Annotated in this window: 23 protein-coding genes and 2 tRNA genes; 22 read left to right on the top strand and 3 right to left on the bottom strand. The window is 53.8% G+C overall.

The window, feature by feature from the left end:
* The first annotated feature begins 5 nt into the window (after positions 1-5).
* The 14 genes from XYCOK13_RS03795 to XYCOK13_RS03730 all read left to right on the top strand — a co-directional run bounded on the left by XYCOK13_RS03795 (position 6) and on the right by XYCOK13_RS03730 (position 15,393).
* Positions 6-1,169, top strand: coding sequence for a carbamoyl phosphate synthase small subunit (locus XYCOK13_RS03795; protein WP_213410557.1), 1,164 nt, complete (start codon positions 6-8; stop codon positions 1,167-1,169).
* The gene (gene carB, locus XYCOK13_RS03790; RefSeq protein WP_213410556.1) at positions 1,156-4,368 is read left to right on the top strand and encodes a carbamoyl-phosphate synthase large subunit; all 3,213 of its coding nucleotides are present in this window, start codon (positions 1,156-1,158) and stop codon (positions 4,366-4,368) included. The genes XYCOK13_RS03795 and carB overlap by 14 nt, the downstream gene beginning before the upstream one ends.
* Before the next feature lie 138 nt (positions 4,369-4,506).
* Positions 4,507-5,274 (top strand): orotidine-5'-phosphate decarboxylase, encoded by a 768-nt coding sequence (pyrF, locus tag XYCOK13_RS03785; RefSeq protein ID WP_213410555.1) that lies wholly within the window; start codon positions 4,507-4,509, stop codon positions 5,272-5,274.
* A complete protein-coding gene (pyrE, locus tag XYCOK13_RS03780; RefSeq protein ID WP_280520871.1) occupies positions 5,271-5,903 on the top strand; it encodes an orotate phosphoribosyltransferase in 633 nt (210 codons plus the stop codon). Before pyrF ends, pyrE begins: the two co-directional genes overlap by 4 nt.
* 212 nt (positions 5,904-6,115) lie before the next feature.
* Entirely contained in the window at positions 6,116-6,943 is an 828-nt protein-coding gene (locus XYCOK13_RS03775; protein WP_213410554.1) for an ABC transporter ATP-binding protein, read from the top strand.
* Positions 6,903-8,021 carry an efflux RND transporter periplasmic adaptor subunit gene (locus XYCOK13_RS03770; protein ID WP_213410553.1) on the top strand — a complete coding sequence of 373 codons (1,119 nt, stop codon included), beginning with the start codon at positions 6,903-6,905 and terminating at the stop codon, positions 8,019-8,021. The genes XYCOK13_RS03775 and XYCOK13_RS03770 overlap by 41 nt, the downstream gene beginning before the upstream one ends.
* The gene (locus XYCOK13_RS03765; protein ID WP_213410552.1) at positions 8,021-10,921 is read left to right on the top strand and encodes an ABC transporter permease; all 2,901 of its coding nucleotides are present in this window, start codon (positions 8,021-8,023) and stop codon (positions 10,919-10,921) included. The genes XYCOK13_RS03770 and XYCOK13_RS03765 overlap by 1 nt, the downstream gene beginning before the upstream one ends.
* 2 nt (positions 10,922-10,923) lie before the next feature.
* Positions 10,924-11,814 carry an ABC transporter ATP-binding protein gene (locus tag XYCOK13_RS03760; RefSeq protein ID WP_213410647.1) on the top strand — a complete coding sequence of 297 codons (891 nt, stop codon included), beginning with the start codon at positions 10,924-10,926 and terminating at the stop codon, positions 11,812-11,814.
* Complete coding sequence (locus tag XYCOK13_RS03755; RefSeq protein WP_213410551.1) at positions 11,801-13,270, top strand: ABC transporter substrate-binding protein; 1,470 nt, start codon at positions 11,801-11,803, stop codon at positions 13,268-13,270. Before XYCOK13_RS03760 ends, XYCOK13_RS03755 begins: the two co-directional genes overlap by 14 nt.
* Before the next feature lie 138 nt (positions 13,271-13,408).
* Complete coding sequence (locus XYCOK13_RS03750) at positions 13,409-13,951, top strand: phosphatidylglycerophosphatase A family protein (RefSeq protein WP_213410550.1); 543 nt, start codon at positions 13,409-13,411, stop codon at positions 13,949-13,951.
* Between the two features lie 74 nt (positions 13,952-14,025).
* Complete coding sequence (locus XYCOK13_RS03745) at positions 14,026-14,190, top strand: hypothetical protein (RefSeq protein ID WP_213410549.1); 165 nt, start codon at positions 14,026-14,028, stop codon at positions 14,188-14,190.
* 112 nt (positions 14,191-14,302) lie between these two features.
* Positions 14,303-14,376 (top strand) — tRNA-Met (locus XYCOK13_RS03740).
* Positions 14,377-14,399: 23 nt separating this feature from the next.
* Positions 14,400-14,473 (top strand) — tRNA-Ile (locus XYCOK13_RS03735).
* A 344-nt stretch (positions 14,474-14,817) separates the two neighbouring features.
* Positions 14,818-15,393 carry a DinB family protein gene (locus XYCOK13_RS03730; RefSeq protein WP_213410548.1) on the top strand — a complete coding sequence of 192 codons (576 nt, stop codon included), beginning with the start codon at positions 14,818-14,820 and terminating at the stop codon, positions 15,391-15,393.
* Positions 15,394-15,487: 94 nt separating this feature from the next.
* On the opposite strand, the gene XYCOK13_RS03725 is transcribed toward XYCOK13_RS03730, so the two are convergent.
* Positions 15,488-16,474 (bottom strand): S-layer homology domain-containing protein, encoded by a 987-nt coding sequence (locus XYCOK13_RS03725; protein ID WP_213410547.1) that lies wholly within the window; start codon positions 16,472-16,474, stop codon positions 15,488-15,490.
* Between the two features lie 203 nt (positions 16,475-16,677).
* On the opposite strand from XYCOK13_RS03725, the gene XYCOK13_RS03720 reads away from it, so the two are divergent.
* The 6 genes from XYCOK13_RS03720 to XYCOK13_RS03695 all read left to right on the top strand — a co-directional run bounded on the left by XYCOK13_RS03720 (position 16,678) and on the right by XYCOK13_RS03695 (position 21,152).
* Positions 16,678-17,547, top strand: coding sequence for an alpha/beta fold hydrolase (locus XYCOK13_RS03720; protein ID WP_213410546.1), 870 nt, complete (start codon positions 16,678-16,680; stop codon positions 17,545-17,547).
* Between the two features lie 178 nt (positions 17,548-17,725).
* Positions 17,726-17,908: a uracil-DNA glycosylase gene (locus XYCOK13_RS03715; RefSeq protein ID WP_213410545.1), complete on the top strand. Its 183-nt coding sequence runs from the start codon at positions 17,726-17,728 to the stop codon at positions 17,906-17,908.
* A gap of 127 nt (positions 17,909-18,035) precedes the next feature.
* Positions 18,036-18,803 carry a GntR family transcriptional regulator gene (locus tag XYCOK13_RS03710; protein WP_213410544.1) on the top strand — a complete coding sequence of 256 codons (768 nt, stop codon included), beginning with the start codon at positions 18,036-18,038 and terminating at the stop codon, positions 18,801-18,803.
* 104 nt (positions 18,804-18,907) lie between these two features.
* Positions 18,908-19,984 carry a mannonate dehydratase gene (gene uxuA / locus XYCOK13_RS03705; protein WP_213410543.1) on the top strand — a complete coding sequence of 359 codons (1,077 nt, stop codon included), beginning with the start codon at positions 18,908-18,910 and terminating at the stop codon, positions 19,982-19,984.
* Positions 19,981-20,829, top strand: coding sequence for an SDR family oxidoreductase (locus tag XYCOK13_RS03700; protein ID WP_213410542.1), 849 nt, complete (start codon positions 19,981-19,983; stop codon positions 20,827-20,829). The genes uxuA and XYCOK13_RS03700 overlap by 4 nt, the downstream gene beginning before the upstream one ends.
* Before the next feature lie 2 nt (positions 20,830-20,831).
* Positions 20,832-21,152, top strand: coding sequence for a hypothetical protein (locus tag XYCOK13_RS03695; RefSeq protein WP_213410541.1), 321 nt, complete (start codon positions 20,832-20,834; stop codon positions 21,150-21,152).
* Positions 21,153-21,836: 684 nt separating this feature from the next.
* On the opposite strand, the gene XYCOK13_RS03690 is transcribed toward XYCOK13_RS03695, so the two are convergent.
* On the bottom strand, positions 21,837-22,064 hold the full coding sequence (locus XYCOK13_RS03690; protein ID WP_213410540.1) for a hypothetical protein: 228 nt from the start codon (positions 22,062-22,064) through the stop codon (positions 21,837-21,839).
* Between the two features lie 238 nt (positions 22,065-22,302).
* Here XYCOK13_RS03690 and XYCOK13_RS03685 point away from each other — a divergent pair, with 238 nt between their 5' ends.
* Both XYCOK13_RS03685 and XYCOK13_RS03680 read left to right on the top strand, forming a co-directional pair.
* Complete coding sequence (locus XYCOK13_RS03685) at positions 22,303-23,787, top strand: alpha-N-arabinofuranosidase (RefSeq protein WP_213410539.1); 1,485 nt, start codon at positions 22,303-22,305, stop codon at positions 23,785-23,787.
* Between the two features lie 13 nt (positions 23,788-23,800).
* Positions 23,801-24,070 carry a hypothetical protein gene (locus XYCOK13_RS03680; RefSeq protein ID WP_213410538.1) on the top strand — a complete coding sequence of 90 codons (270 nt, stop codon included), beginning with the start codon at positions 23,801-23,803 and terminating at the stop codon, positions 24,068-24,070.
* A gap of 552 nt (positions 24,071-24,622) precedes the next feature.
* Here XYCOK13_RS03680 and XYCOK13_RS03675 read toward each other — a convergent pair.
* On the bottom strand, positions 24,623-24,940 hold the full coding sequence (locus XYCOK13_RS03675) for a helix-turn-helix domain-containing protein (protein ID WP_213410537.1): 318 nt from the start codon (positions 24,938-24,940) through the stop codon (positions 24,623-24,625).
* Positions 24,941-25,169 lie beyond the last annotated feature (229 nt).

Genomic DNA, 25,169 nt, shown 5'->3' with positions numbered 1-25,169 from the left:
GAAGCATGCAGGCAAGACTGCTATTAGAAGACGGAACATTATTTACGGGCAAAGCATTCGGCAGTGAACAGGAATCGACTGGTGAAGTCGTTTTTAATACAGGAATTACCGGCTATCAGGAAGTATTGTCCGATCCTTCCTACTGCGGCCAAATCGTGACGATGACCTATCCCTTGATCGGCAACTACGGGATCGCACGCGATGATTTCGAAGCGATCCGCCCGTACATTCACGGCTTTGTTGTCCGCGAGCACGAAGAGCTGCCAAGCAACTGGCGTGCGGAATATACGCTGGATGCGCTGTTGAAGGAATACGGCATTCCGGGAATCAGCGGCGTGGACACGCGCATGCTGACCCGCAAAATCCGCCATCACGGAACGATGAAGGGCATCTTGACAACCGCGAACGATCCGATTGAAGCGCTGCAGGAAAGGCTGACAGGTTCTGCTTTGCTGCGTGACCAGGTAAGCCGGGTTTCGACGAAATCGGTATTCGCCGTTTCCGGCAGACAGGAGCGGATTGTTCTCGTCGACTTCGGATCGAAGAGCGGTATCCTTCGCGACTTGACGAAGCGCGGGTGCGACGTCGTGGTTGTGCCGCACGACACAGATGCAGACCAGATTCGACGCCTTCGCCCGGATGGCATACTGCTGTCCAATGGCCCTGGCGACCCGAAGGATGTGCCGCACGCTGTCGAGATGATTCGCCAGCTGCTGGGCGAATTTCCGATCTTCGGCATCTGCCTCGGACACCAGCTGTTCGCGCTGGCTTGCGGCGCCGATACGGAAAAGCTGAAGTTCGGCCATCGCGGCGGCAACCACCCAGTTCTGGATCTGGAAAGCGGACGCTGCTACATCACCTCCCAGAACCACGGCTACACGGTGCTGGAGGCTTCCGTAGAAAAGACCGATCTGAAGATAACGCATATCAACAACAACGACAAGACAATCGAGGGGCTAAAGCATAAAACGCTGCCAGCCTTCTCCGTGCAATACCATCCGGAAGCGGCTCCCGGACCGTTCGATTCGAGCTATTTGTTCGATGAGTTTCTGGAAATGATTCGCACCCACAAGCGCGACCATCCGGCCACAGCCCGCCAAGCGGTTTTTGCCGAAGCGGCGCAAGCGAAACGTTCAAGGGAAGGAGAGCTTGAATATGCCCAAAAATAACAGCCTGAAAAAAATTCTCGTGATTGGCTCCGGTCCGATTGTCATCGGCCAGGCGGCCGAGTTCGATTATGCGGGCACCCAAGCGTGCCAGGCCTTGAAGGAAGAAGGAATCGAGGTCGTCCTGATCAACAGCAATCCGGCTACCATTATGACGGATACGAACATCGCGGACAAAGTATACATTGAACCGATCTCGCTCGATTTTGTCACTCAGGTTATTCGCCAGGAGCGTCCGGACGGCTTGCTGCCTACGCTTGGCGGTCAAACTGGACTGAACATGGCGGTGGAGCTGGCGAAGGCCGGCGTGCTGGAGCGCGAGAATGTGAAGCTTCTCGGGACACAGCTCGACGCGATTGAAAAAGCGGAAGACCGCGATTTGTTCCGCGACTTGATGAACGAGCTGAACCAGCCGATACCGGAAAGCACGATTGTAACGACCGTACCGGAGGCAGTGGAATTCGCGCGCGAGATCGGCTATCCGATTATCATTCGCCCGGCTTACACGCTTGGCGGCACAGGCGGCGGCATTGCGCAAAATGAGGAGGAATTGATTGAATTCGTATCCTCCGGCATTCGCTACAGCCCGATCGGCCAATGTCTGGTTGAGAAGAGCATTGCAGGCATGAAAGAGATTGAATACGAAGTTATGCGGGATGCGAACGACAACTGTATTGTGGTGTGCAACATGGAGAATATCGATCCGGTCGGCGTGCATACCGGCGACAGCATCGTGGTGGCTCCAAGCCAGACGTTGTCAGATCGCGAGTACCAGATGCTGCGCACCGCTTCGCTTGATATTATCAGCGCGCTCAAGATCGAGGGCGGCTGCAATGTGCAGCTGGCGCTCGATCCGCAAAGTTTCCAATATTATGTCATCGAAGTGAACCCGCGGGTCAGCCGTTCCTCGGCATTGGCATCGAAGGCTACCGGCTATCCGATCGCGAAGATGGCCGCGAAGATTGCAATCGGGTATACGCTCGATGAGTTGATCAATCCGGTAACCGGCCAAACCTATGCGATGTTCGAGCCTACACTTGACTATATTGTCAGCAAAATTCCGCGCTGGCCATTCGATAAATTCACTTCCGCCAACCGCAAGCTGGGTACCCAGATGAAAGCGACCGGGGAAGTGATGGCGATCGGCCGCACGTTTGAAGAATCGATTCACAAGGCGATTCGCTCATTGGAAATCGGCGTGCACCGCTTGTATTTGAAAGGCACGGAGGAATTGGACCGGGAGACGTTGGAAGCCCGGTTGGCGAAAGCGGATGACGAGCGGTTGTTCCTGCTCGCGGAAGCGTTCCGCCGCGGCTACAGCGTGCCTCAGCTGTATGAAATCACGAAAATTGACTGGTGGTTCCTTCACAAGTTTGAAGGCATGATCCGTTTCGAAGAGCAGCTGCTTGCGCCAACGCTTGCTGCTGAGGTGCTGTTGGAGGCGAAGCGCAAAGGGTTCACGGACAGAGCGATTGCCGAAATTCGCCAAGCCGCGAATGCGGACCTTTCGCTTACGACAGAGCTTGCAGTGCGCAGCACGCGGCTGGGATACGACATCAAACCGGTTTACAAGATGGTTGACACCTGCGCGGCCGAGTTCGAAGCGTCGACACCGTACTACTATTCGACTTATGAAACAGAGAATGAGGTGCAGGAGACCGAGAAGAAGAAGGTGCTCGTTCTAGGATCGGGACCGATTCGCATCGGGCAGGGGATCGAGTTCGATTACTCCACCGTGCATGCGGTGTGGGCGATTCAGGATGCTGGCTACGAAGCTATCATCGTGAACAACAATCCGGAGACGGTTTCGACCGACTTCAATACGTCGGACCGCCTGTATTTCGAGCCGCTGTTCTTTGAAGATGTGATGAACATTATCGAGCAGGAGCAGCCGATCGGCGTCATTGTCCAGTTCGGCGGCCAAACTGCGATCAACCTGGCGGCCCCGCTTGCCAACGCAGGCGTTACGATTCTTGGCACCAGCCTGGAGAGCATTGACCAGGCGGAGGACCGCAAGAAATTTGAAGCGCTGCTGAGCAGCCTGAATATCGCCCAGCCGCCGGGAAGCACCGTGACCAGTGTAGACGAGGCAGTAGGCACTGCCAGCAAGCTGGGCTATCCGGTGCTCGTTCGCCCATCCTATGTGCTTGGCGGGCGCGCGATGGAAATTGTATACTCTGACGAAGAGCTGCTGAACTACATGGAGCAGGCGGTCAAGATCAACCCGGAGCATCCGGTGCTGATCGACCGTTATATGCTCGGCAAGGAGCTGGAGGTCGATGCCATCTGCGACGGCGAGACTGTCCTGATTCCGGGCATCATGGAGCACGTAGAGCGTGCAGGCGTCCATTCCGGCGACTCGATTGCGGTCTATCCGCCGCAGTCGATTTCGCCAGAAATCAAGGAACAGATCGTGAATATAACGATCGATATTGCAAAGAAGCTGAAAACGGTCGGTTTGGTGAATATCCAATTCGTTGTATTCCAGGGACAGGCATACGTGATCGAGGTGAATCCGCGCTCGTCCCGTACCGTACCGTTCTTGAGCAAGGTGACGAATGTGCCGATGGCGAATGTCGCCACCCGCTTGATTCTGGGCCAGAAGCTGAAGGATCTCGGTTACAGCGAAGGGCTGTGGCGGGAGGATTCATACGTATCCGTGAAGGTTCCCGTGTTCTCCTTCGCCAAGCTGCGTCGAGTGGATACAACGCTCGGACCGGAGATGAAGTCCACTGGCGAGGTTATGGGACGCGATACCAGCTACGCCAAGGCGCTTTACAAAGGATTAATCGGCGCCGGCATGAAGATTCCAACTTCGGGCACGATAATTGCAACGGTTGCGGACAAGGACAAGGAGGAGGCTGTCGGCATCTTGCGCGGCTTCTACAATATGGGCTTCAAGCTGGTCGCAACAGGCGGCACAGCGAAGGCGCTGGAGGAAGCGGGCATGTTCGTGACGCGCGTCAACAAGCTGAGCGAAGGCTCGCCGAACATTCTCGATATGATCCGCACAGGCGGCGCGCAAATCGTGGTGAATACGCTGACCAAGGGCAAGACGCCGCAGCGTGACGGCTTCCGGATTCGCCGGGAGGCGGTGGAAAACGGCATTGTCTGCATGACTTCGCTGGATACGGTCAATGCTCTGCTCACCGTATTGCAAACGATCAATTTCTCTACCCGGCCGATGCCGGTATTCCAATAAGCGTGGCGGGTGCCCTGTCTCCGCGGCGCCGCTCGAAGCCGCATGTCGGCTGCAAGCGGCCCGGGAGTAGGGCACTCCTTACATAAGTGCGAGTTGGCTTGGCGAAATCGGATGAATGGAAGGAGTCGATGGGAACGAATGACGGATACTAGCCGAACACCTCGGGGCCTAGCAGGCGCCGGGACGGAAAACGATGCCGCAAGCCGCATCATGGTAGCGCTCGACTACGGAAGCGCATCGGAAGCGGAAGCCCTGCTTTCCGCCCTGAAGGGCATTCCCTGCTACATGAAGGTGGGCATGCAGCTGTACTTTGCCGAAGGCCCTTCCTTCGTAGAACGGTTGAAGCGGGACGGGTATCGGGTTTTTGTCGATCTGAAGATGCACGATATCCCCAATACGGTCAAAGGCGGTGCCAGGAGCCTCGCTGTCGTCGGAGCGGACATGATCAACGTGCATGCCGCCGGAGGGAAGAAAATGATGGAAGCGGCGCTGGAAGGGGCTGCTTCGGCGAATTCCGCAGGCCATGAGCGGCCGCTGGTCATTGCCGTCACCCAGTTGACGAGCACGGATGCCGTTACAATGAACGAAGAGATCGGCATTCCCGGCTCGGTAGAGGATGCCGTTATCCGCTACGCGAGATTGGCGAAGGAAGCGGGCCTGGACGGCGTCGTTTCGTCCCCATGGGAGGCGGCAAAGGTCAAGGAGGCCTGCGGGGCTTCCTTCGTTACGGTGACTCCGGGCATTCGCCCGGCAGGAACCAGCGTGGATGATCAGGCGCGCATCATGACCCCTGCCCAAGCGCTCGGCGGCGGCTCAGACTACATGGTTATCGGTCGGCCGATTACGGCCCAGCCGGACCCGCGGGCCGCGATGGCACAAATATTGAAGGAGTTGAACCATTTATGACAGAACTTTCTGCTTTGTCGTCTTCCATTGCCCGTTCTTTATTGGATATCGGGGCTGTTCATCTTCGTCCGAACGAACCGTTCACCTGGACATCGGGAATCCAATCGCCCATCTACTGCGACAATCGTCTGACGCTTTCTTATCCGGAAGTGCGCAGCGCTGTCGCAGACGGCTTCTGTCAGGTTATCCGCGATCATTACCCGGATGCGGAAGTCATTGCGGGGACAGCTACGGCCGGCATTCCGCATGCCGCGTGGGTGGCCGACAAGCTCGGGCTGCCCATGATCTATATTCGCGACAAAGCGAAGGGACACGGTCGGCAAAATCAGATCGAGGGCTTGCTGAAGCCGGGACAGAAGACTATCGTGATTGAGGATCTGATCTCAACAGGGGGCAGCTCAATCAAAGCGGCTGAAGCGGCACGGGAAGCCGGCGCCAATGTGCTCGCAGTCGTGGCGATCTTTACGTATCAGTTTGCGAAGGCGGAACGAGGATTCGCGGATGCAGGCATTCCTCTTCACACGCTAAGCAATTATACGGTGTTATGTCAGGAGGCGCTCGCATCGGGGAAGATTCAATCGGAGGATCTGGACATGCTGAGCCGCTGGCGCGAGGAAACAGGAAAGTAACGGAATCTTTCTCAGAGAATAGTCTGTGAAGCTGCCGCTCTTCATTCGGCGGCTTTGTTTTTGTTTCTGAAGCGGATTCCATTGAAATTGACGGCGGATTAAGCAAGAAGCATGACGAAATTCTCATTTTTTCTCATAATCTTGTAACCTTTTCGGGTTCGAATGCGTCTATATATCAGTTAAACATACGAAGCAAGGGGGGGGGAATGGCCATGGCCTGGTTCTGGAAAAAAGGGAAGGCTGCGCAGCCGGCTGAACAGGCAGTTGGCGGCCAGGCAGCAGCAGGCGAAACGGCTGAGGCGGAAGGAGACAGCGCGGAAAGCAGCGTCAAGGCAGCGGCGGCCCCTGCAACAACGGCCAGCAGCGAACCGATCCTGCTCGTGAAGGGCGTGGAGCGAAGCTTTCCCGTCGGCGGACAACAGCTGCACGTGCTTAAGGGAATACATATGGAGCTGCGGGAGCGGCAGCTTGTTATGCTGAAAGGTCGATCGGGTTCGGGCAAAACGACGCTGTTGAATCTGATCGGCGGGCTGGATTTGCCGACCAAGGGCGAGATCATCTTCCGCGATCGTCCGATCCATACATGGAGCGACGATCGGCGCACTCAGATTCGGCGGAAGGAAATTGGCTTCATCTTCCAAAGCTTTGCCTTGATGCCGCTTTTGTCCGCATGGGAGAATGTGGAGCTGTCCTTGCGCATGGCAGGCGTGCCCCGATCGCAATGGAAGGAGCGGGTGAAGCACTGTCTGGAGCTGGTCGGTCTCGGCAAGCGCATGCATCATCGCCCGTATGAAATGTCCGGGGGCGAACAGCAACGCGTAGCCATTGCGAAGGCGATTGCTCACCGTCCGTCGCTCATTCTGGCGGATGAGCCCACGGCAGAGCTGGATTCGCAGATGGGGGCGCAAGTCATGAATGTGTTCCAGGATATCATCCAGACCGAACAAATGACGATCTGTATGACGACACACGATCCGACAATATTGGAGGTAGCTGATCATGTTTACGAAATGGTGGACGGGAAATTTATCTCGGGGTAAGCGCGGCCGGCTCATCAGAGCGACTGCTGTTTTAACTGCGGCAACAGTGTTGGCCAGCGGCTGTGCCTTGCTGCCCGACGAGACGGTGGAGGAGGAAATTCCGAACATCACGGCGCCTAGAATCTCACAAAAGCCGGAATATGAAGTAACAACGAGCACATTGGAGCAGAAAGTCAGCGGTATTGGCAAGATTATGTCCATGAAAGAAGAGACCGTATTTTTCCCTGAAACAGCCTTGTCCGGACAATTGCGCATCAAGGAAATATACGTCAGCACAGGGGATACAGTCACAGAAGGCGACCTTATTGCCGAACTGGAGGTCAAGGAACTGACCGATCAGCTTAGACAGAAGGAGCTGCAGTTCAAGCGGCGGGAGCTGGAGATGAAGCAGACGCTGCGCAACCGCAACGAAATGACAGAGGAAGAGTATGAGCAAGCTGTCATAGATTTCGAGATTGAGCGTCAAGATATCGTCAAGCTGCGGGAGGATATTGAGGCAGCCAAGCTGCGCGCGCCATTCACAGGCACAATCGTTTCGGTCTCCGCTCAAAAAGGTCAGACCATTCAAGCCTATGATGAAGTCGCCTTGATTGCCGACTTGACCCAGTTGACGGTAGCGGCGAAGCTGAGCGTAGAGGATCTGAAGAAGATAGCGCCGGGCCTGCCGGCAACGGTCGACATCAATGCGAACGGCACATTCACGGGCACCGTGCAGCGCTTGCCGGTTCAAAACCAGGACAACAACAATAGCGGCGGCGGACGGTATAACCCGTACAATCCGCCGAATCAGCAAAATCAGGAGTCGATAGACGATTATTTGCTTGTGACGGTCGAGGGCTTGCCTTCAGAAATTCAGCGGGGAACGCCGCTTAGCGTGTCGGTTGTAACCGATCGCAGGGAGAATGCGGTGGTCATCCCGCCGTCTACGCTTCGCACTTACGGGGGACGCACGTATGTGCAAGTAGTGGAAGAGGATGGAACGAAACGCGAGGTCGATGTGGAAGTTGGCCTGCAAACATCTACGCAGGTCCAAATCGTGAAAGGCCTGGAGCCGGGACAGAAAGTAGTGGGCAAATAATGAAATTGCCGATGATACGCTTTTTGTTCCGCAAGATGTGGAACAACCGCTGGCTGACGCTAAGCACCCTTGGCGCGCTAGTGCTGGCGGTAGCATTCACCACGAGCATCCCGATGTATGCCAACGGCTCGTTGAAGCGGGTCGTCTCGGAGTCGCTGCAGGAGCGCAATGCGGGATTGCCTGCGGGCTCTCTACTATTCCGTTATCAAACCGTCGGTTCGGATTCGCCTGATATGGAGTCCTACGAGGCCGTCGACCAGTACATTGAAGAAAAAGTGAGTGCCGACATCGGATTTCCGGTTCACAACTATGTCAGCTTGACACAGCTGCGCAACAGCCGGATATCTCCAGTAGACACCGAGCAGGTGGATGCCAGCATTCGCAGACAAATGTCACTGATGTCGCTTACCGGGCTCGAAGACCGGATTGAAGTGAACAACGGTGTCATGTACAGCGACCAGATTGAGGATGGAGTCATTGAGGCGATTGTACTGGATGAGTCCATGTACCGGAACTATTTCCGGGTTGGAGACGAATTCTACTATCCCGTCAATGCGCCGGGCCAGGCTCCATTAAAAGTAAAGGTTGTCGGATCGTTCGAGCCGAAGGATCCGGAATCGCCGTATGACGCGTACTGGTTCCAGGGCTTGGACGGCTACATGAATGCGTTCCTGATCAGCGAGAAGGTGATGAAGGATCAGCTCATGCAAGAGATGAACATTCCGCTGGATACGGGACTCTGGTATTATAATTTTGATTTGAGAGATATCCAGACAAGTCAATTGACTCCGCTGACGCGGACGCTTGATCGCATGAATATTGATGTGTACCAGCTGCTCCGCAACACGCGGGTGGATCTGTCCTTCAAGGACATGCTGCAAGACTTCAAGCGGCTAAGTCTTCAACTGCAGACTTTGCTGTTCACGCTAGCCGTTCCGATGATCGCTATGGTGTTCTATTACATAACGATGAATTCCCGTCAGACACTGGAGCGCCAGCGCAGCGATATCGCCGTCTTGCGAAGTCGCGGTGCGAGCACCAGACAGATCATCTGGATTTATACGCTGGAAGGCTTGATACTTGGAGGAGTCGCCCTTGTCATCGGGCCGATGCTTGGCTGGTTCATGGCTAAGAGCATTGGCTCCTCGAACGGATTCCTCTCGTTCGTGGATCGCAAGTCGATCCCTGTCGATGTGGACATGTCGATCATTTTGTACGGTGTGGCAGCAGTTGTCATCGCGCTGGCTGCAAGCCTGATTCCGGCAATTATTTATGCGCGCAGCTCCATAGTCGGATTGCGCCAGCAAATGGCCCGTTCGGACCGCAAACCGCTGTGGATGCGCTGGTATCTGGACGTTCTGCTGATCGCTTTGTCCGGTTACGGCTGGTATTTGTTCAATGAACGCCAGATCCTTACATCGCAGGCCGGATTGAGCAGCGACCAGCTGCAAGTTCAGCCCTTGCTGTTTTTCGTCCCGGCATTGACGATATTCTCATTGGGGCTGTTCTTCTTAAGATTGTTCCCATGGCTTCTGCGGTTAGTCAATTTGCTGGGGCGCTGGTTCCTGCCGCTACCGGCTTACTTGACCCTGACGCAGCTGTCGCGCTCGGCCAAAGCGTACTATCCCTTGATGCTGTTGTTGATTCTGACACTCGGTCTCGGGGTATACAACTCTTCGTCGGCGCGGACGATTGATTTGAACTCGACAGAACGCACGCTTTACGAGTACGGTACGGACGTCGTGCTGCAGCCTGTCTGGGAAGGATTCGCCGAAGTGCAGCCGCGGCAACCGCCGCCTTCCGGGGGCAACGGTGAGGATGGAGGAAGCGGCGGCGGTGGCGGTGGCGGACAGCAGCCGCCTGGAAGTCCGGGTGCACCGAGCGGACCGCCGCCTACGATTCGTTTCGCAGAACCGCCGTTTGAAATCTTCAAGGAAGCCGTTGGCGTGGAGAGCGCAGCCCGCGTTCTCAAAACGAAAGGCAATGCCGTAGTAAGCGGCCGGACAGCCGGGCAAGGTGTGCTGATGGGAGTAGACAACGTCGATTTCGCGAAGGTTGGCTGGTTCCGGGACAGTAATCTGCTTCCCCATCATCAGAACATATACTTGAATCTGCTTGGCATGTATGAGCAGGCTGTGCTGATTCCGCAAAATTTCGCGGAGAGGCACCTGTTGGAGCCAGGCGATATTATGACGATTGCGGTGGAGCAGCAGGCGATTGAATTCGTCGTAGTCGGAACGATTCCCTACTGGCCTTCTCTCTACCCGCAGAACGAGCCATTTTTCATAGTGAATCTGGATTATGTGTACGATCAAATTCCTTTGATTCCTTACGAAGTGTGGATCAAGATGCAGGATGGCGCGCTTCTGACGCCTATGCTGGAGGAACTGGTGGAGAAGGACATTGAGCTGACGAATATCAAGGATGTTCGGATCGAGCTCGCCCAGCAGCAGCGGCTCCCGTCGCGCGGAGGCGTATTCGGGATTTTGAGCTTGGGCTTCCTGGTTTCGGTACTCGTATCCTTCATCGGTTATTTGCTGTACTGGTTCTTTAATCTTTCCAGCCGCTTGGTTCAGTTCGGGGTGCTTCGCGCCATGGGCTTGTCACGGCGTCAGCTGACCGGCATGCTCTTGCTGGAGCAGGTGTTCACCGCCGGGCTGTCCATTATTCTCGGCGTGCTGATTGGCAAAGCGGCCAGTTATTTGTATCTGCCATTCTTGCAGACCACCGAGGATGCCAGAAGGCAGGTGCCGCCATTCCAGGTCGTGTTCAATTCGCAGGATACGATGAACATCTATATTGTCGTAGCCTTCATGATGCTGACCGGCGCCGCTCTCTTGTTTATGCATATTCGCAGACTGCGTGTGCATCAGGCGGTTAAAATGGGAGAGGAGCGATGACCATGATCGAATGCGAAGGATTAGTGAAGATTTTCAAAAGCGACAACATCGAGGTAGTCGCCCTTCAAGGCTTGAATATTCAGGTGAAAAAAGGCGAAATGATGGCCATCATTGGCAACAGCGGCAGCGGCAAGTCTACCTTGCTGAACATTTTGGGCGGTCTGGACCGCCCTTCTGCCGGTCAGGTGCGCGTCGGCGAATGGAATTTGCTGAAGATCACCGACGAGCAATTGGTTGAATACAAGCGCAAGACCGTGGGCTTCATCTGGCAGAACAATGCCCGTAATTTGCTGCCGTATTTGACCGCGATTGAAAATGTCGAGATGCCGATGCTGTTAAGCGGCAACTATGACAAGCAATATGCCAGGCAGCTGCTGGAGTGGGTAGGCTTGGGCCATCGGATGCACAACAAGCTGCATCAGCTTTCCGGCGGAGAGCAGCAGCGTGTGGCCATTGCAATCTCGCTTGCGAACCGCCCGCAGATGCTGCTGGCCGACGAGCCCACAGGCTCAGTCGATACGCAAACCTGCGACATGATCATGGATATTTTCCGACGCATGAATCGGGAACTGGGCGTAACGATCGTAATCGTTACCCATGACCTGTCATTGGCCAGCAAGGTGGATCGCGTTGTAGCCATCCGGGACGGATTGACCAGCACCGAATTTGTCAAGCGCAACCCGAATCTGGATTTAAGCGCACCGGGCAATCATAAAATGCAGGATGTGCATGAGGAATATGTGGTCGTCGACCGTGCAGGCCGACTGCAAGTACCGAAGGATTTCCTGGCCGCGCTTCAGATTGACAACAAGGCATCAATGGAATTTGACGGAGAGAAGATTTTGATCCGCTCTCCCAAACTATTGGAGGGGAATACGAATGACGACAACTAATAGAAGAGGAGCCCGCAAGATTGCGACGGTTGCCATTGCGCTGTCACTCTTGCTTTCTATTCTGGCTGCTTGTACGGGCGGGAATGCCACAGAGAGCAACGAAACACGTGTACTGCGCATAGCCGTCATGTACGGGGACAGCAGTCAATCCGACTACTTAAAGACGCAATACACGGACTTGTATGAATTTACTCATGACAACATAGATATCGAATTTGTTCATGCGATTGACTACAGTTCTCGCCGCTATTCCAGCGATCCTTACAATCCGGATAATGAGCCGGATCCCGTGGAAGAAATGAAGAAGCTGATTGAAGGGCCTAACCCTCCGGATATTGTCATGGTGAGTTACGACGAGCTTGGCATGCTGATCGACGAAAATCTGCTGTCGCCGCTGGACTCTTACATCCAGAACGACCAGTTCGATACCAGCGATTTTGTGCCGGCGGTGATCGACGGTCTCAAGAGTCTCGGCAACAACCAGCTCTATGCGCTGGCGCCGACATTCTCCTCTTCGGCATTGGTGTACAACAAGCAGCTGTTCACAGAGCGCGGTGTGGAATTCCCGACAGACGGCATGAGTTGGGATGAGGTGTTCGCGCTGGCAGAGCGGGTGTCTTACGGAGAAGGGCAGGAGCGCAAATACGGGTTCTCCTTCAGCACCTATTCGTATGGGGATAGTCTCATGTATGAAATGAGCCTGTACACCGATCCGCTTCAGCTCAGCTTGTTCGATGAGAATTACGAGCGGCTGATGGTAGATTCGGATGGTTGGGAGCGCGTATGGCAAACCATGCTGGACTTGAAAACGAAAAAAATTGTGCCGGACGCTCCGGATTACAGTCAACCGCGGACTCCGTCTCCATTCGAAGGCAACAACTTCCTCATGGGCCGCGTAGCGATGGTTCCGATGAGCTATGGCAATTTGAACGAACTGATCGATGCAAATCGCAATGCCGATACGATCGAAGGCTATAATGCCATTGACTGGGATGTCGTGACACTCCCGATTCATCCGGAAGTCGGCAACGTGGGCGGTTCGATGTATATGGACCCGATTATGGGCATCACCGCCAATGCGCAAAACTCCGAGGATGCATGGGATTTTATCAAGTTTATCAACGGTCCGGAATGGGCGGAGCTGAAGGCGCGCAGCTCCTATAACATGGTTTCGCGCAAATCGTACATCAAGCCGCATCCTGGCGAAAATTACAACATTGAAGCTTTCTTTCATCTGATGCCGGCGCCAAGCACGGTAAACAACGATATCTGGCGCAGGGTTCCGAATTATTGGGAAATCCAGGATCTCGGTTCCCGCAAATTCCAAGAAGTAATAGATGGCGACAAAGACATTCGCCAGGCTCTGCAGGAATGGGCGGTTGAAGGTGAGCAAGCGCTGCAGCGCATGAGAGAAAGTATGGATAACTCAGGCGGGGTAGAGGTTATGCCGTTCTAGGCAAGCTCTCCTCTGAAGTGGTGCTCCCTTGCTCCATAATATGGCAAGGGAGCATTGCTATTTTCCCCCACATGCCGTATTCATAGTCTTTCCATGTTATAATTAGCTTGCAGGTAGATGAGGAAGGGAGCGATCAGGATGAAGCGCAGAGTACACAGTACGGAAGTGAAGAATGCTGTCATGGAGAAACTGGCAGCCAGAGGGGTAACAGTCGAAGATATCGCTTATATTGTGCATGAGATGCAATCTCCATACAGTGACGATCTCACAATAGAGACTTGTGTGCATTCCGTCAATAAAGTGCTTGAGAAGAGAGAAATGCAGCATGCGCTGCTTGTTGGCATAGAACTGGATATCCTGGCGGAGAAAGGCATGCTCTCCGAGCCGCTGCAATCGATCATCGAGACAGATGAAAGCCTGTTCGGCTGTGACGAGACATTGGCGCTCGGCTCCGTTCTGGGTTATGGCAGCATTGGGGTCACCACGTTCGGTCATCTCGACAAACACAAAGTAGGCATTATCAAGAAGCTCGATACGAAGATCGGCAAGGGGGTTCATACCTTCCTGGATGATCTGGTCGCAAGCATCGCGGCATCTGCTTCAAGCCGCATAGCGCATCATACGCGCGACTTGGAAGAGCGCGAGGCCGCCGCGAGCAAAGCGGAGGAGAATGCCAGTTAGCTTCGCAAGTGTGTCTAATCCGAAGCGGAATGGGGTACGCTAACGGATAGAACTCCGCTTCGAGGTGAACAGACATGAGATGGATCTATTGGATGCGTCTGTATGACAGCAAATTTCAAGCTGGCTGCTTGGCCAAGCGCATGCAAGAGGATTGGTGGATCTACGGCTACGAATGTCCGGAGGAAGTGGAAATTTTCCGGTCCAAGCGCGGTCGTTTCGGTGTTCGCTACAGCCTGTGACCACTAGGAGAAAAAATACTTGACTTTCTCTGCCCTGATGGTGTATAGTTATCTTTGTCGCCGAAATGGGATTCTGATTCGAAGGAAACCTCATTCGCCGGCTTTGATACGACGCGGGGTGGAGCAGTCCGGTAGCTCGTCGGGCTCATAACCCGAAGGTCGCAGGTTCAAATCCTGCCCCCGCAATACTTGCTTCACAAGTGCGTCGGGGGCCTTTAGCTCAGTTGGTTAGAGCGGTCGGCTCATAACCGATTGGTCGGGGGTTCGAGTCCCTCAGGGCCCATCACCCATCACCCTTGAGAGGAAGCATGGGTAAGTCTCAACATAACTCCCCACTGCAGGCGTTAAGCTTGCGGTGGGGTTTTTTCGTTCTCATGACATCCCAGGCAACAGAGCTTGCACTAGTTCTCTTACCGTTTGACCATATCGTCATTTGCAATATTTTGTCGGATTAACCGGGGGATTGTTCCTTTCTGGAACAGGCTTCCGCCGATGGCGTGTCATTGCGAAAATCCCGGCAATTTGGCGTTGACGGATAGCGCCGGGCTGTATTACCCTAATAAATAACAGATAGAAATGCGCCGCTTGCCGAAACGGCGACCGGCGTGTTTAGGAGCTTTTTTTCGTGTGAAGGGGCGGTTTTGGTTTCCGGCACTTGGCTACTGGGGGACAGACACAGAACAATATTGCTGCGAAAAGCAGGCTGGAGTGATCGGGGTGCAAGTGACTAAACAAGAACTTATCCAACAATACGAACAATATATCCCTTGGCTGGAGGGATTGAGCAGCTTGGACGAACAAGCTTTTCGGACGCCTGTCGGACCGGGCAAGTGGACGTGCGCAGAGATTATCGGCCACTTATTGTATTGGGACCGCGTGCTGCTGCACGATATATTCCCCAATGTATCTGAAGGCGCTGCTATCGAATGCCCGGAATTCAGCGATTTCGAAATGGTGAACGGGATAGCGGCGCAATATGCGCGTGAAGAAGCCTCTATCCAAACGCTGATCGCAGAGTCCATAGAAATTCGAAGCCAGATCATCTCGTATTTGCAGAACAAGAGTGAAGAGGAATTTCAGCGAACTTTCCTCATCAATACAAGCGAGCAGACGCTGCTGCTCTTGATGGAGGATTTCACCGGTCATGACCGTCACCATCGTCAGCAGATTGAAAAGCATCTGGAGAAGCTGCTTTCGGCATGAACGGAAGGAACCCCTCCCCGCAAAAGTACGGGAGGGGTTCTTCTGTTATACGCTGCCTGTCGGATGTTCCGATGGCAAATGGTGTATCCAATGATTAATCTTCCGTATTGACTTCTTCAAGCTCAATTGTATAGGCGCTGGACACAAACGTTTCTGCTTTCGGATAGGCGATAACCTGCGGATACATGCTGTCCGGGTCTGGATAGAGACGGTCATACTGAATGATGGCCTTGTCTCCCTCGAATACAATGCCTGCAATGGCGATACCATAGCCAGGATGAGGCTTCGTTCCCCAATCGACGATCACTTTGTTGACTTCCTCATTGACCGGCACGATGGTATGGCTTGCATCATCCTCAATGCTCAGCGGCTTCTCTTCCACCGGCTCTTGGACAATTGGGAGGGTTGGCTCCTCTCCTTCTTCCGGCTGCTGCAGGCTGTCTTCGAACTCCTGGCGTTCGCGCACGAGCGACAAGCTGTCATAGAGCAGAACTGCGGCTTCCAGACGGGTAATAGGCTGAGTCGGATAAAAATGCTGCTTCTCGTCGAGTGAGATGAGGCGTGCGTTCAGCATGATCTGGATGCTGTTCTTGTAGGCTTCCTCGATATCGTCCTCATCCTCAATCATGAAATACATCTTTGTAACCGGGAATGGCCCTTGCAGCTCCAATGCCCGGTGCAGGTAGTGGACATAGGCGGCTTTGCTAATCACTGCATTCGGATCGATGTCGCTAGGCAGCTCGAAGCCATAATGAGCGGCAAGCTCGAAGCTTTCTGCATACCAGGCATCCGCTGCAACATTGTCATAGGAAACTTCTTTGCCTTGCTCGAATTGCACGCGGGCCCACGACAGATCAAAGCCTTTGATCAGCATGGCAATGGCTTGCGCATTGGTTAGCTCGCCATCAGGCTGGAAGCGGCCGTCACCCGTTCCGCTGATAATGCCCATTCGTTTCAGCTCCTCCAGTTTTTGTCGGCTCTCTCCTTGGGGCAGGTCCGAAAAGGCAAATACGCTGCCGCCCATCATCAAGGAGAAGGCAAGCAAAACAAGGACAGTTCTTCTTACAATGACGGTTTTCATCTTTTCCATTCCACCTTTCTTTTTGCTGTGTTCATGCGCATGTTCTCGATTTCATAGACGGACGAAGCGTTTGAAAGGTTGCTTTTATGACGAAATTACCGATAGAATAAAGAAGTACCTCAATCTTTCAAGTTTTTTTATAAGACTTAGGCTCCTGTTGCCTGATGAAGGTGCGGAAATCCGAGATTTCGGGAGGGAAAAGCATGGCACAAGCGTTTCAGTTAGTATGGGAGAAAAACCGGGTCATCCGGGGCGACTTGTTTCCGTCCCGCCGCCAAGCGGAAGGAACGATTGTCATTTGCCACGGCTACAAGGGCTTCAAGGATTGGGGCATGTTTCCCTATGCGGCAGAACGATTGGCCGAGAACTTCGATGTGGTAAGCTTCAACTTTTCCCATAACGGAATTGGTGAGGATTTGGTTAACTTTACGGAGCTGGACTTATTTGCCTCGGACACTTATACGAAGGATTTGGAGGATTTGGCAGAAGTGACGGCGCGGATCCGTTCAGGCACATTGCCGATTAATGGGCGGGGGCCGGATACGGAATTGCCTTTATATTTGCTCGGGCACAGCCGCGGCGGGGCTGTCAGCCTTATCTTCGCGCTTGACCGCCCGGATGAAGTAGACGGAGTGATCGGCTGGAACAGCACGGTCCATGTCGACCTGCTCACAGAGGAGCAGAAGGCAGCGATGCGCGAAGGCAAACGCGCCTACGTAACGAATGCCCGCACCGGCCAACAGCTGCCGCTTGATCCCGTCATTTTGGAGGACTTGGAGGCGAACCGCGAGCGCTTCGCGATTGTCGAGCGCATTACGACTGCTCAAGTACCGATCGCTCTGATCCAAGGCACGGAAGATCATAAGCGCTTGCAGGAGGGCAACGCTCGACTCGTAGAGCGCAATCCGAGCATCCGCTGGATTCGAATAGCAGGCGGCAACCACACCTTCAACACGGTTCATCCGTTCCAGGGCAGCACAGAGGCGCTTGAAGCGGCAATTGCGGAAACGGCTGGCGTGCTTCATCAATGGAGCACCACTCAGGAATCCGTAACTGATACGTACGGATTGTAAGAGCTTGATTCAGCCGGCGGGTCCTATGCCTGCCGGCTTTTCGCTGGATGAAGGTCTATGAGAATCTTTTATTCCAAGAACCATAGAGCACACAGGCAACAGGGGAATCGGAGCTGCAGCCCAAGCTGACTATGCTAGGAAGCAATGCGCTGCCGCTGTGGAAAGGAGATCGGGACTTATGGCTGAGGCGAGCGCTGAGAGGCCCAACTGTACATATTGCGCTTATTATTATGTAACATGGGACGCCCGCTTTCCGCGCGGCTGCAAAGCCTACGGCTTCAAGAGCCGGGAGTGGCCGACCGCAGCTGTCCTTCGCGCATCCGGACAGCCCTGTTTGCAGTATACGCCAAAGCGTAAATAACGAATCGCTGTAAGGGGCATTTCTTATACTTGTCAAACCCCTTCTTTATCGATTAACATGTATACAAGTATACTAGAATAGGATGAACCAGGGCCAAACCGAATTTACTGAAAGGCAGGGATGACAGATGGATGAGCCGTTGCCCCCTGAAGGCGGCCCGAATCCCGTCAAGTCCGCGGGAGCAACGACCGGCAAGCGCAAAGCTTCGGTCCTGCTCCCCGCTCCGCGCAAGACGCTTGGCGATCATATTTACGAACAGCTTCGGGAGCAAATTGTTCACCTGCAGCTGGAGCCGGGGCAGATGATCTATGAGAACGAGGTTGCCGATTCGCTGCAAGTGAGCCGTACGCCAGTCAGGGAAGCATTTCGGCTGCTGGCCAACGAGTCTCTCATTGACGTCTTGCCGCAGCGCGGAACGAGAATCTCGCTGATCTCCGTTCAGAAGGTGTCAGAAGCGAGATTCGTTCGCGAGCATCTGGAATCGGGAGCGTTCCAGTTTGCTGCCCGGGAGTGGAGCGAGCAAGCCGCAGTCGCGTATGAGCCTAAGCTGATCGATTTGCTCGAAAGGCAGCGGGCTGCGGCAGAGCAGCATGATGCAGCGGGCCTGTTGACCCTGGATGAGACGTTTCACGAAACGGTTATGCGCATGACAGGGAACGAAACGCTGCTGCAAATCATTCACCAGATGCGTGCGCATATGAATCGCGCCCGTTTTCTGTCATTGACGGCGATTCATCAGATGGATCAGATCATTGATGAGCATGAACAGCTTCTGGACAGCATTCGGGCGAGGGACGAAACGAAAACCGCATCTATGCTGGCCGACCACTTGCGCAAGCTGGACATCCATCTCCCGCAGCTGCGTGCCGAATATCCTCATTATTTCTGCGACTAAGCGGGAGACTGGCTTTGCCCAAAACTAACGGTGCAACTGGAGCGTCGGCATGCATAGGCGGACGCCAGTGATCTACAAATTAGGTAGGTTAGGAGAGAAGATGCATGAGAATGGTGTTTCGCTGGTTCGGTACCGGCAATGACACAGTAACACTGCCGCAGATCAGGCAAATTCCTGGCGTGGAAGGGATCGTTTGGGCGCTGCATCACTTGCCGGCCGGGGAAGAATGGCCGCAGGAGGAGATCGAGAAAATCAAAAATCAAGCGGATGCCTTCGGCTTCCATCTGGATGTAGTAGAGAGCGTAAACATTCACGATGATATTAAGCTTGGTCTGCCTTCCAGAGATCTGTATATCGATCGTTATATCCGGACGATTCGGAAATTGGCCGCTGTCGGGGTGAAGACGATCTGTTACAATTTCATGCCGATCTTCGATTGGGTGCGTACGGATCTGCACAAGCGCATGGAGGACGGATCGACGGCGATGTTCCTGGATAAACAAGCATTGGAAGGCATACAGCCAGAGGAGCTCATTCGTCGCATTAACGAGAATCCGGCGTTTTCCATGCCAGGCTGGGAGCCGGAGCGGCTCGCCCATATTTCCCAGATGTTCGAAGCGTACCGCGGCATGACCGCTGACCGGCTTCGGGACAACCTGCGCTATTTCCTCGAGCGGGTCATTCCGGTAGCGGAGGAATGCGATATTCGAATGGCCATTCATCCGGACGATCCGCCGTGGCCGCTGTTCGGACTGCCGCGCATTGTCAATTCGCGTGACAGCATTCGGCGCATCCTGAAGCTGGTAGACAGTCCGTACAACGGCTTGACACTGTGCACCGGCTCGCTCTCGGCGAACCGCGGCGAGGATATCGTCGGGATGATTCATGAGTTTGCCGATCGCATCCCATTCGTGCATATCCGCAATATCAAGGTCTATGACAATGGCGATTTCATCGAGACATCCCATCGCATGCGCGATGGCACAGTTGACATCTGCGGCGTTGTCAAAGCGCTGCATGACATTCAGTTCAAGGGATATGCCCGTCCCGATCATGGCAGACAAATTTGGGATGAGCACTGCCGACCCGGGTATGGACTTTATGATCGGGCAATGGGGATTATGTATTTGTGGGGAATTTGGGATTCATTAGAACAAACCAGAGGGAGCGGGTCGCAATGATACCAATTCATGAACAGCTTAGAGGGAAGGTTGCGGTGGTCACAGGAGGCGGGGGCATCTTGTGCGGCGCGATGGCACGCGAGCTTGGCCGACACGGCGTCAAGGTTGCGGTAGTCAACCGCACAGCCGAGAAGGGAGAAGCCGTAGCCCAATCCATTCGCGACAATGGGGGCGAGGCAGTCGCTGTGGCGTGCGATGTGCTGGACGTTGAGCAGGTCCAACGCGCAAGCGAGCACATTGCCTCCCATTTCGGTCCATGCGACATACTGGTCAATGGGGCGGGGGGCAATCATCCGAAGGCAAGCACAACAGCGGAGACGTTTCGTCCGGAAGATGTCAGCGATCCGCATGCATTGTCTTTTTTCGATATGGCCAAAGAAGATTTCGGTTCTGTCTTCGATGTGAATTTTATCGGCACACTAGTGCCTACGCAATTGTTCGCGAGACAGATGGTGAACAAGCCGGGAGGGACGGTAATCAATATTTCTTCCATGAGCGCATATAGTCCGATGACGAAAGTGCCGGCTTACAGTGCGGCCAAGGCAGCCATCAACAACTTTACACAGTGGATGGCGGTTCATATGGCTCCGGCAGGCATCCGGGTCAACGCCATTGCGCCGGGGTTCTTCTTGACCGAGCAGAACCGGACACTGCTTACGAACGAGGACGGTTCTCTGACAGCACGCTCGGAAAAAATCATGGCACACACGCCGATGAGGCGGTTCGGCGAGCCGGGAGACCTGTTGGGAACACTGGTCTGGCTCGCGGACGAAAGCATGTCGGGGTTTGTGACGGGTGTTACCGTTCCGGTTGACGGAGGCTTTATGGCTTATTCGGGGGTATAACTATGCCGAAGTCGAAGTCAAAGTCGGAGGCTAATTTGCAATCTGCGCATTCGGACACCCTTGCCTTTACCAAGCTATCGACGGTAGCTGTTTGCGCAGAACCGTCATCGGCTATCGGCCATGCTCTTCGTATGGTCGTACGCGATTATGAAAGCGTTCTCGGCGCAGGCCTCGCATGCATTACGGTGTCGATGAAGACGCCGACCTTATCGTCCGGTATGCTTCGCAGTCTTCCGAAATCGCTGTGGCAGTACGAAAAGGGGTTGAAGGCGTTAACAGAGGCCGAGTATGGCAAGTCGAAGTATTTTTACCGGGCGGATTGACTGACGAATATTCGCAATACGATGGAACAGTGGAGAGCTGTGGCGATATCTCCGCATGCAGGAAGACCATCCCGACATGTTCTTGTGGTACAAGGAGTATCTTATGCCCTGGACGGAAAAATACATTTATCTGGAGAATACGCACCGCAATCCGCTTGCGAACGATGACTTGGCTCGAAGGCTCCTGGATTATTTCAATCAGCATTAGCCGTATCGCCGGAACAAGCTCTTGATTCTATCACAGTTATGGGGATACATGGTTGTCAGACACCGCAGGAAGCGGGCCAAGCGTAAGCGCGCAGCGAGAGGAAGATCTCCAGTAACGAGATAAATCGAGTTTCTGCAGGAGAGGCGTCAGGTTTCGCCATTGAAACCTGACGTTTGCTTTGAGCAAGATGCAGAACGGAGCCAGGCTGGCCTGGCGGGATTATGTAACTTGCGGGCCAGTGCGGCGCATTGGAAAAGGATGAATAATGCAAATTATGGTACAAGTATCATTAATTATTGGTAGCTTCCTCATTACATGTTCTATTTGCGTATGAAATTCCCACGATTATTTACCCTCTTACTATTAATAATGAAGCTGACTTCCTCAATTAATGGTAAAAGGGTAATAAGTAAGATCAAATGTGCCGTTTTCGCAGAAAATTGTTACCTTCCTACCCTTGATTCATGGAAGATGTATCAGTATCGGAGAAATGGTCCATACAAGGTAGCAGTGATGCAGAGCTTGAAATGAATATCCTGATTGTAGTTGCCAAATCCGGAACCGAACAAGGTCAGGCCGCCGACATGCTTGGCGTCCTCCAGCACGACAAGCCGAAACTGCCATTGTTTGCGGCGGATATCCAGATCGTCCAGCTTGACATCGGAGATTCTCTGGCCGTCAATATAGCTGCCGGTGGCATTCACTTTGAATACCTTGAGCAATCCGTATTGATTGATTTCATTCCACCATCACTCAGGTGTGTATTTCCTCTCCAAAGTACCGGGATTGGCGGGGATGGGCAATGTTTTTCTGGTTAGGCCAGTTCATGATGAGTATTCTCTTTGAGTTGGATGATCGGCACGCGTTGACGGCGCAAGCGATTTCAAGATATACTTTCACGTAATTCTACCGTCTCATACATAATGACCAGGAGGGAAAGCGATGCACAACAACATTATTGTCAACACGGATATCGTGGAAGGGAAAATCAGCAAGCATATTTACGGACAGTTCGCCGAGCACTTGGGGCGCTGCATCTATGAAGGGCTGTGGGTAGGGGAGGATTCACCGATCCCGAATACGAAGGGCATTCGCAACGATGTTGTTGCCGCTTTGAAGAAGCTTCAAATTCCGGTGCTGCGCTGGCCAGGAGGCTGCTTCGCCGATGAGTATCACTGGAAGGATGGGGTAGGGCCGAAGGAGAGCCGCAAGCGCATGGTCAACACCCATTGGGGCGGCGTGGTCGAGAATAATCACTTTGGCACGCATGAGTTTTTCGACCTGTGCGAGCTGTTGGGAGCAGAGCCTTACATATGCGGCAATTTGGGCAGCGGCACCGTCCAGGAAATGTCGGAATGGGTCGAGTATATGACCTTCGACGGGGAATCGCCGATGGCCAATTGGCGCAGGGAGAACGGCCGGGAGAAGCCTTGGAAGCTGAAATATTTCGGCGTCGGCAATGAGAATTGGGGCTGCGGCGGCAATATGCGTGCGGAGTACTATACCGACGAGTACCGCCGCTACCAGACGTATGTCCGCAATTACGGAGACAACAAGCTGTACAAGATTGCCGGCGGTCCGAACGTGGACGACTACCATTGGATGGAGGTGCTGATGCGGGAAGCCGCGCATCTGATGGACGGCGTCAGTCTGCACAACTATACGGTGCCGGGAAGCTTCGCGCAGAAGAAATCAGCGACAGCCTTTGACGAGTCCGACTGGTTCGAAACGATGGAAAAGTCGCTCTACATGGATACGCTGATTACCCGCCACACGGCGATCATGGATCAATACGATCCGGAGAAGCGGGTAGGGCTGATCGTTGATGAATGGGGCACGTGGTTCCTCGTTGAGCCAGGCACCAACCCGGGATTCCTGTATCAGCAAAACACGCTGCGCGACGCATTAGTGGCCGCGCTGCACTTCCATATTTTCCACAAGCATTGCGACAGAGTGCATATGGCCAATATTGCCCAGATGGTCAATGTGCTGCAGGCGATGGTTCTGACTGAAGGATCACAGATGCTCCTGACTCCGACCTATCACGTATTCGAGATGTTCAAGGTGCATCAGGATGCGGAGGCGCTGGCTGTCTCGATCGAATCGGACAGCTATCAATTCGGCGGCAAACGCTTGCCGAAGGTTTCCGCTTCTGCCTCCAAGCAAGCCGGGGGCCGCGTGCACGTCAGCTTGTGCAATATTGATCCGGGCGACGGTGCCTCTGTGGACCTGGTGATCAGAGGTCTTGCCGGGCTTGGAACGATGACGGGCCGCGTGCTGACTGCTTCGGAGATGCAGGCGCACAATACGTTCGAACAGCCTGACAACGTGAGTCCTGCGGAATTCGATGCGTGGGAGATTGACGGGGATCGGCTGCGCGTCCAACTGCCGGCGATGTCGGTCGTTGTGCTGGAGCTCCAGCCATAAGGCGGTGCCCGGTATGGGGAGAGCAACGAACGGCTGCAAGGGCTGCGAGCGGGACATTCGGGTGAGCGAGGAGCAAATCCAGCGTATGCTGGATAAGATGGCGGTCGGGTTCGACTGCGTGGACGACGAGCAGTACAAGGCCCGGTTGGAGGCCTGCTCGCACTGTCCCGATCTGATCGAATCGCACACATGCAGATTTTGCGGCTGCATCGTGAAGGTCCGCGCCAAGCTGGCGGCGCGGACCTGCCCGCATCCCGGCGGGTCAATGTGGCCTGCCGGATAGTGAAGCTGCGAGGGAGCGGCGGGCCTGCCGGCTACTTGCATAAAGATTGGAAGAGAGCTCGAAGTGCGGATGTGAATGGCACGCAGACGGGACCGGCCGATAAATGCGTCGTAATCGACTAGTCGTGGGACTGCGAGTCCAGCCCGTGGGCCATAAATCGGATTTCAACTTATTGCCTCATTCAGGAGCATTATTGGTAGTTGTACTATTAATTAATAGTATCAACCTCATTCAAATTGAACCAATTCGTCCCATTGTCCGCGATTATTTACCCTTTTACTATTATCTATGAAGCTGACTTCCACTATTAATGGTAAGTGGGTAATAAATGTGGCCGCTGGCGTTGTATTCGCCTAGTATTTATTACTTTTCTACCATTAATTAATGGTAGGTGTATCTGAAGTGCTTGGGATGATATGCGCGGGTCTGAATCCGTCTATCGACTGCATTGCGAAGAAAGCTGCTCAATAAGTCAGATTCGGCTTAGAGCAGCTTTTCGTGTTGAGCGAAAACATTCCCTAGTTCAGAGACTTACTGGATATGCTGACAATGCTAATTGTAAAGCTGCTTAAGCACAATGACTGCCCGCTTCAAGTCCTCTTCGCTTTTCCCATCAAGTAACTTAATCGCTTCCAATACGCGCTGGTCGTAGGGTAAACCCTGATATGCCAGTAGTTCTTTCGCTTCCACTCCAAGCGCAGTGGCGATCTTCTCCAGTGTGAGCAGAGTAATGTTCTGCTCGCCCCGCTCCACGTAACCTATGTATGAATGCGATGTGTCAATCAATTCAGCTAAATCTTCCTGCGACATTCCTTTTTCTTTGCGAAGGCTTCGAATCCTTGCTCCCACTTGCTTCAATATTTCTTCCACTATATCAGCTCCCTACTTATGAAGTTTAGGCGTGGAGTTCATGGAAAAAATCGATCTGTCAATAGTCTGTGAAAATGTCACCTTAACTTTTCTAAGAAAATGTCACTTTCAGTGTGGATCGAGGCCGTCTAAAAAGAGGCCTCGAAATAGCCGTTGTGCTGTGAGTACATTGCATCTTGGAACGAACGCTTTGTTGTGGTAAGCTTGGATTGGTTTTGAGTCCCCGTGG

This window comes from Xylanibacillus composti, from assembly GCF_018403685.1.
GTDB classification, from domain to species: Bacteria; Bacillota; Bacilli; order Paenibacillales; family K13; genus Xylanibacillus; species Xylanibacillus composti.
The sequence above is the reverse complement of the archived record's forward strand: the minus strand, read 5'-3'. Positions and strand labels throughout refer to the sequence as shown.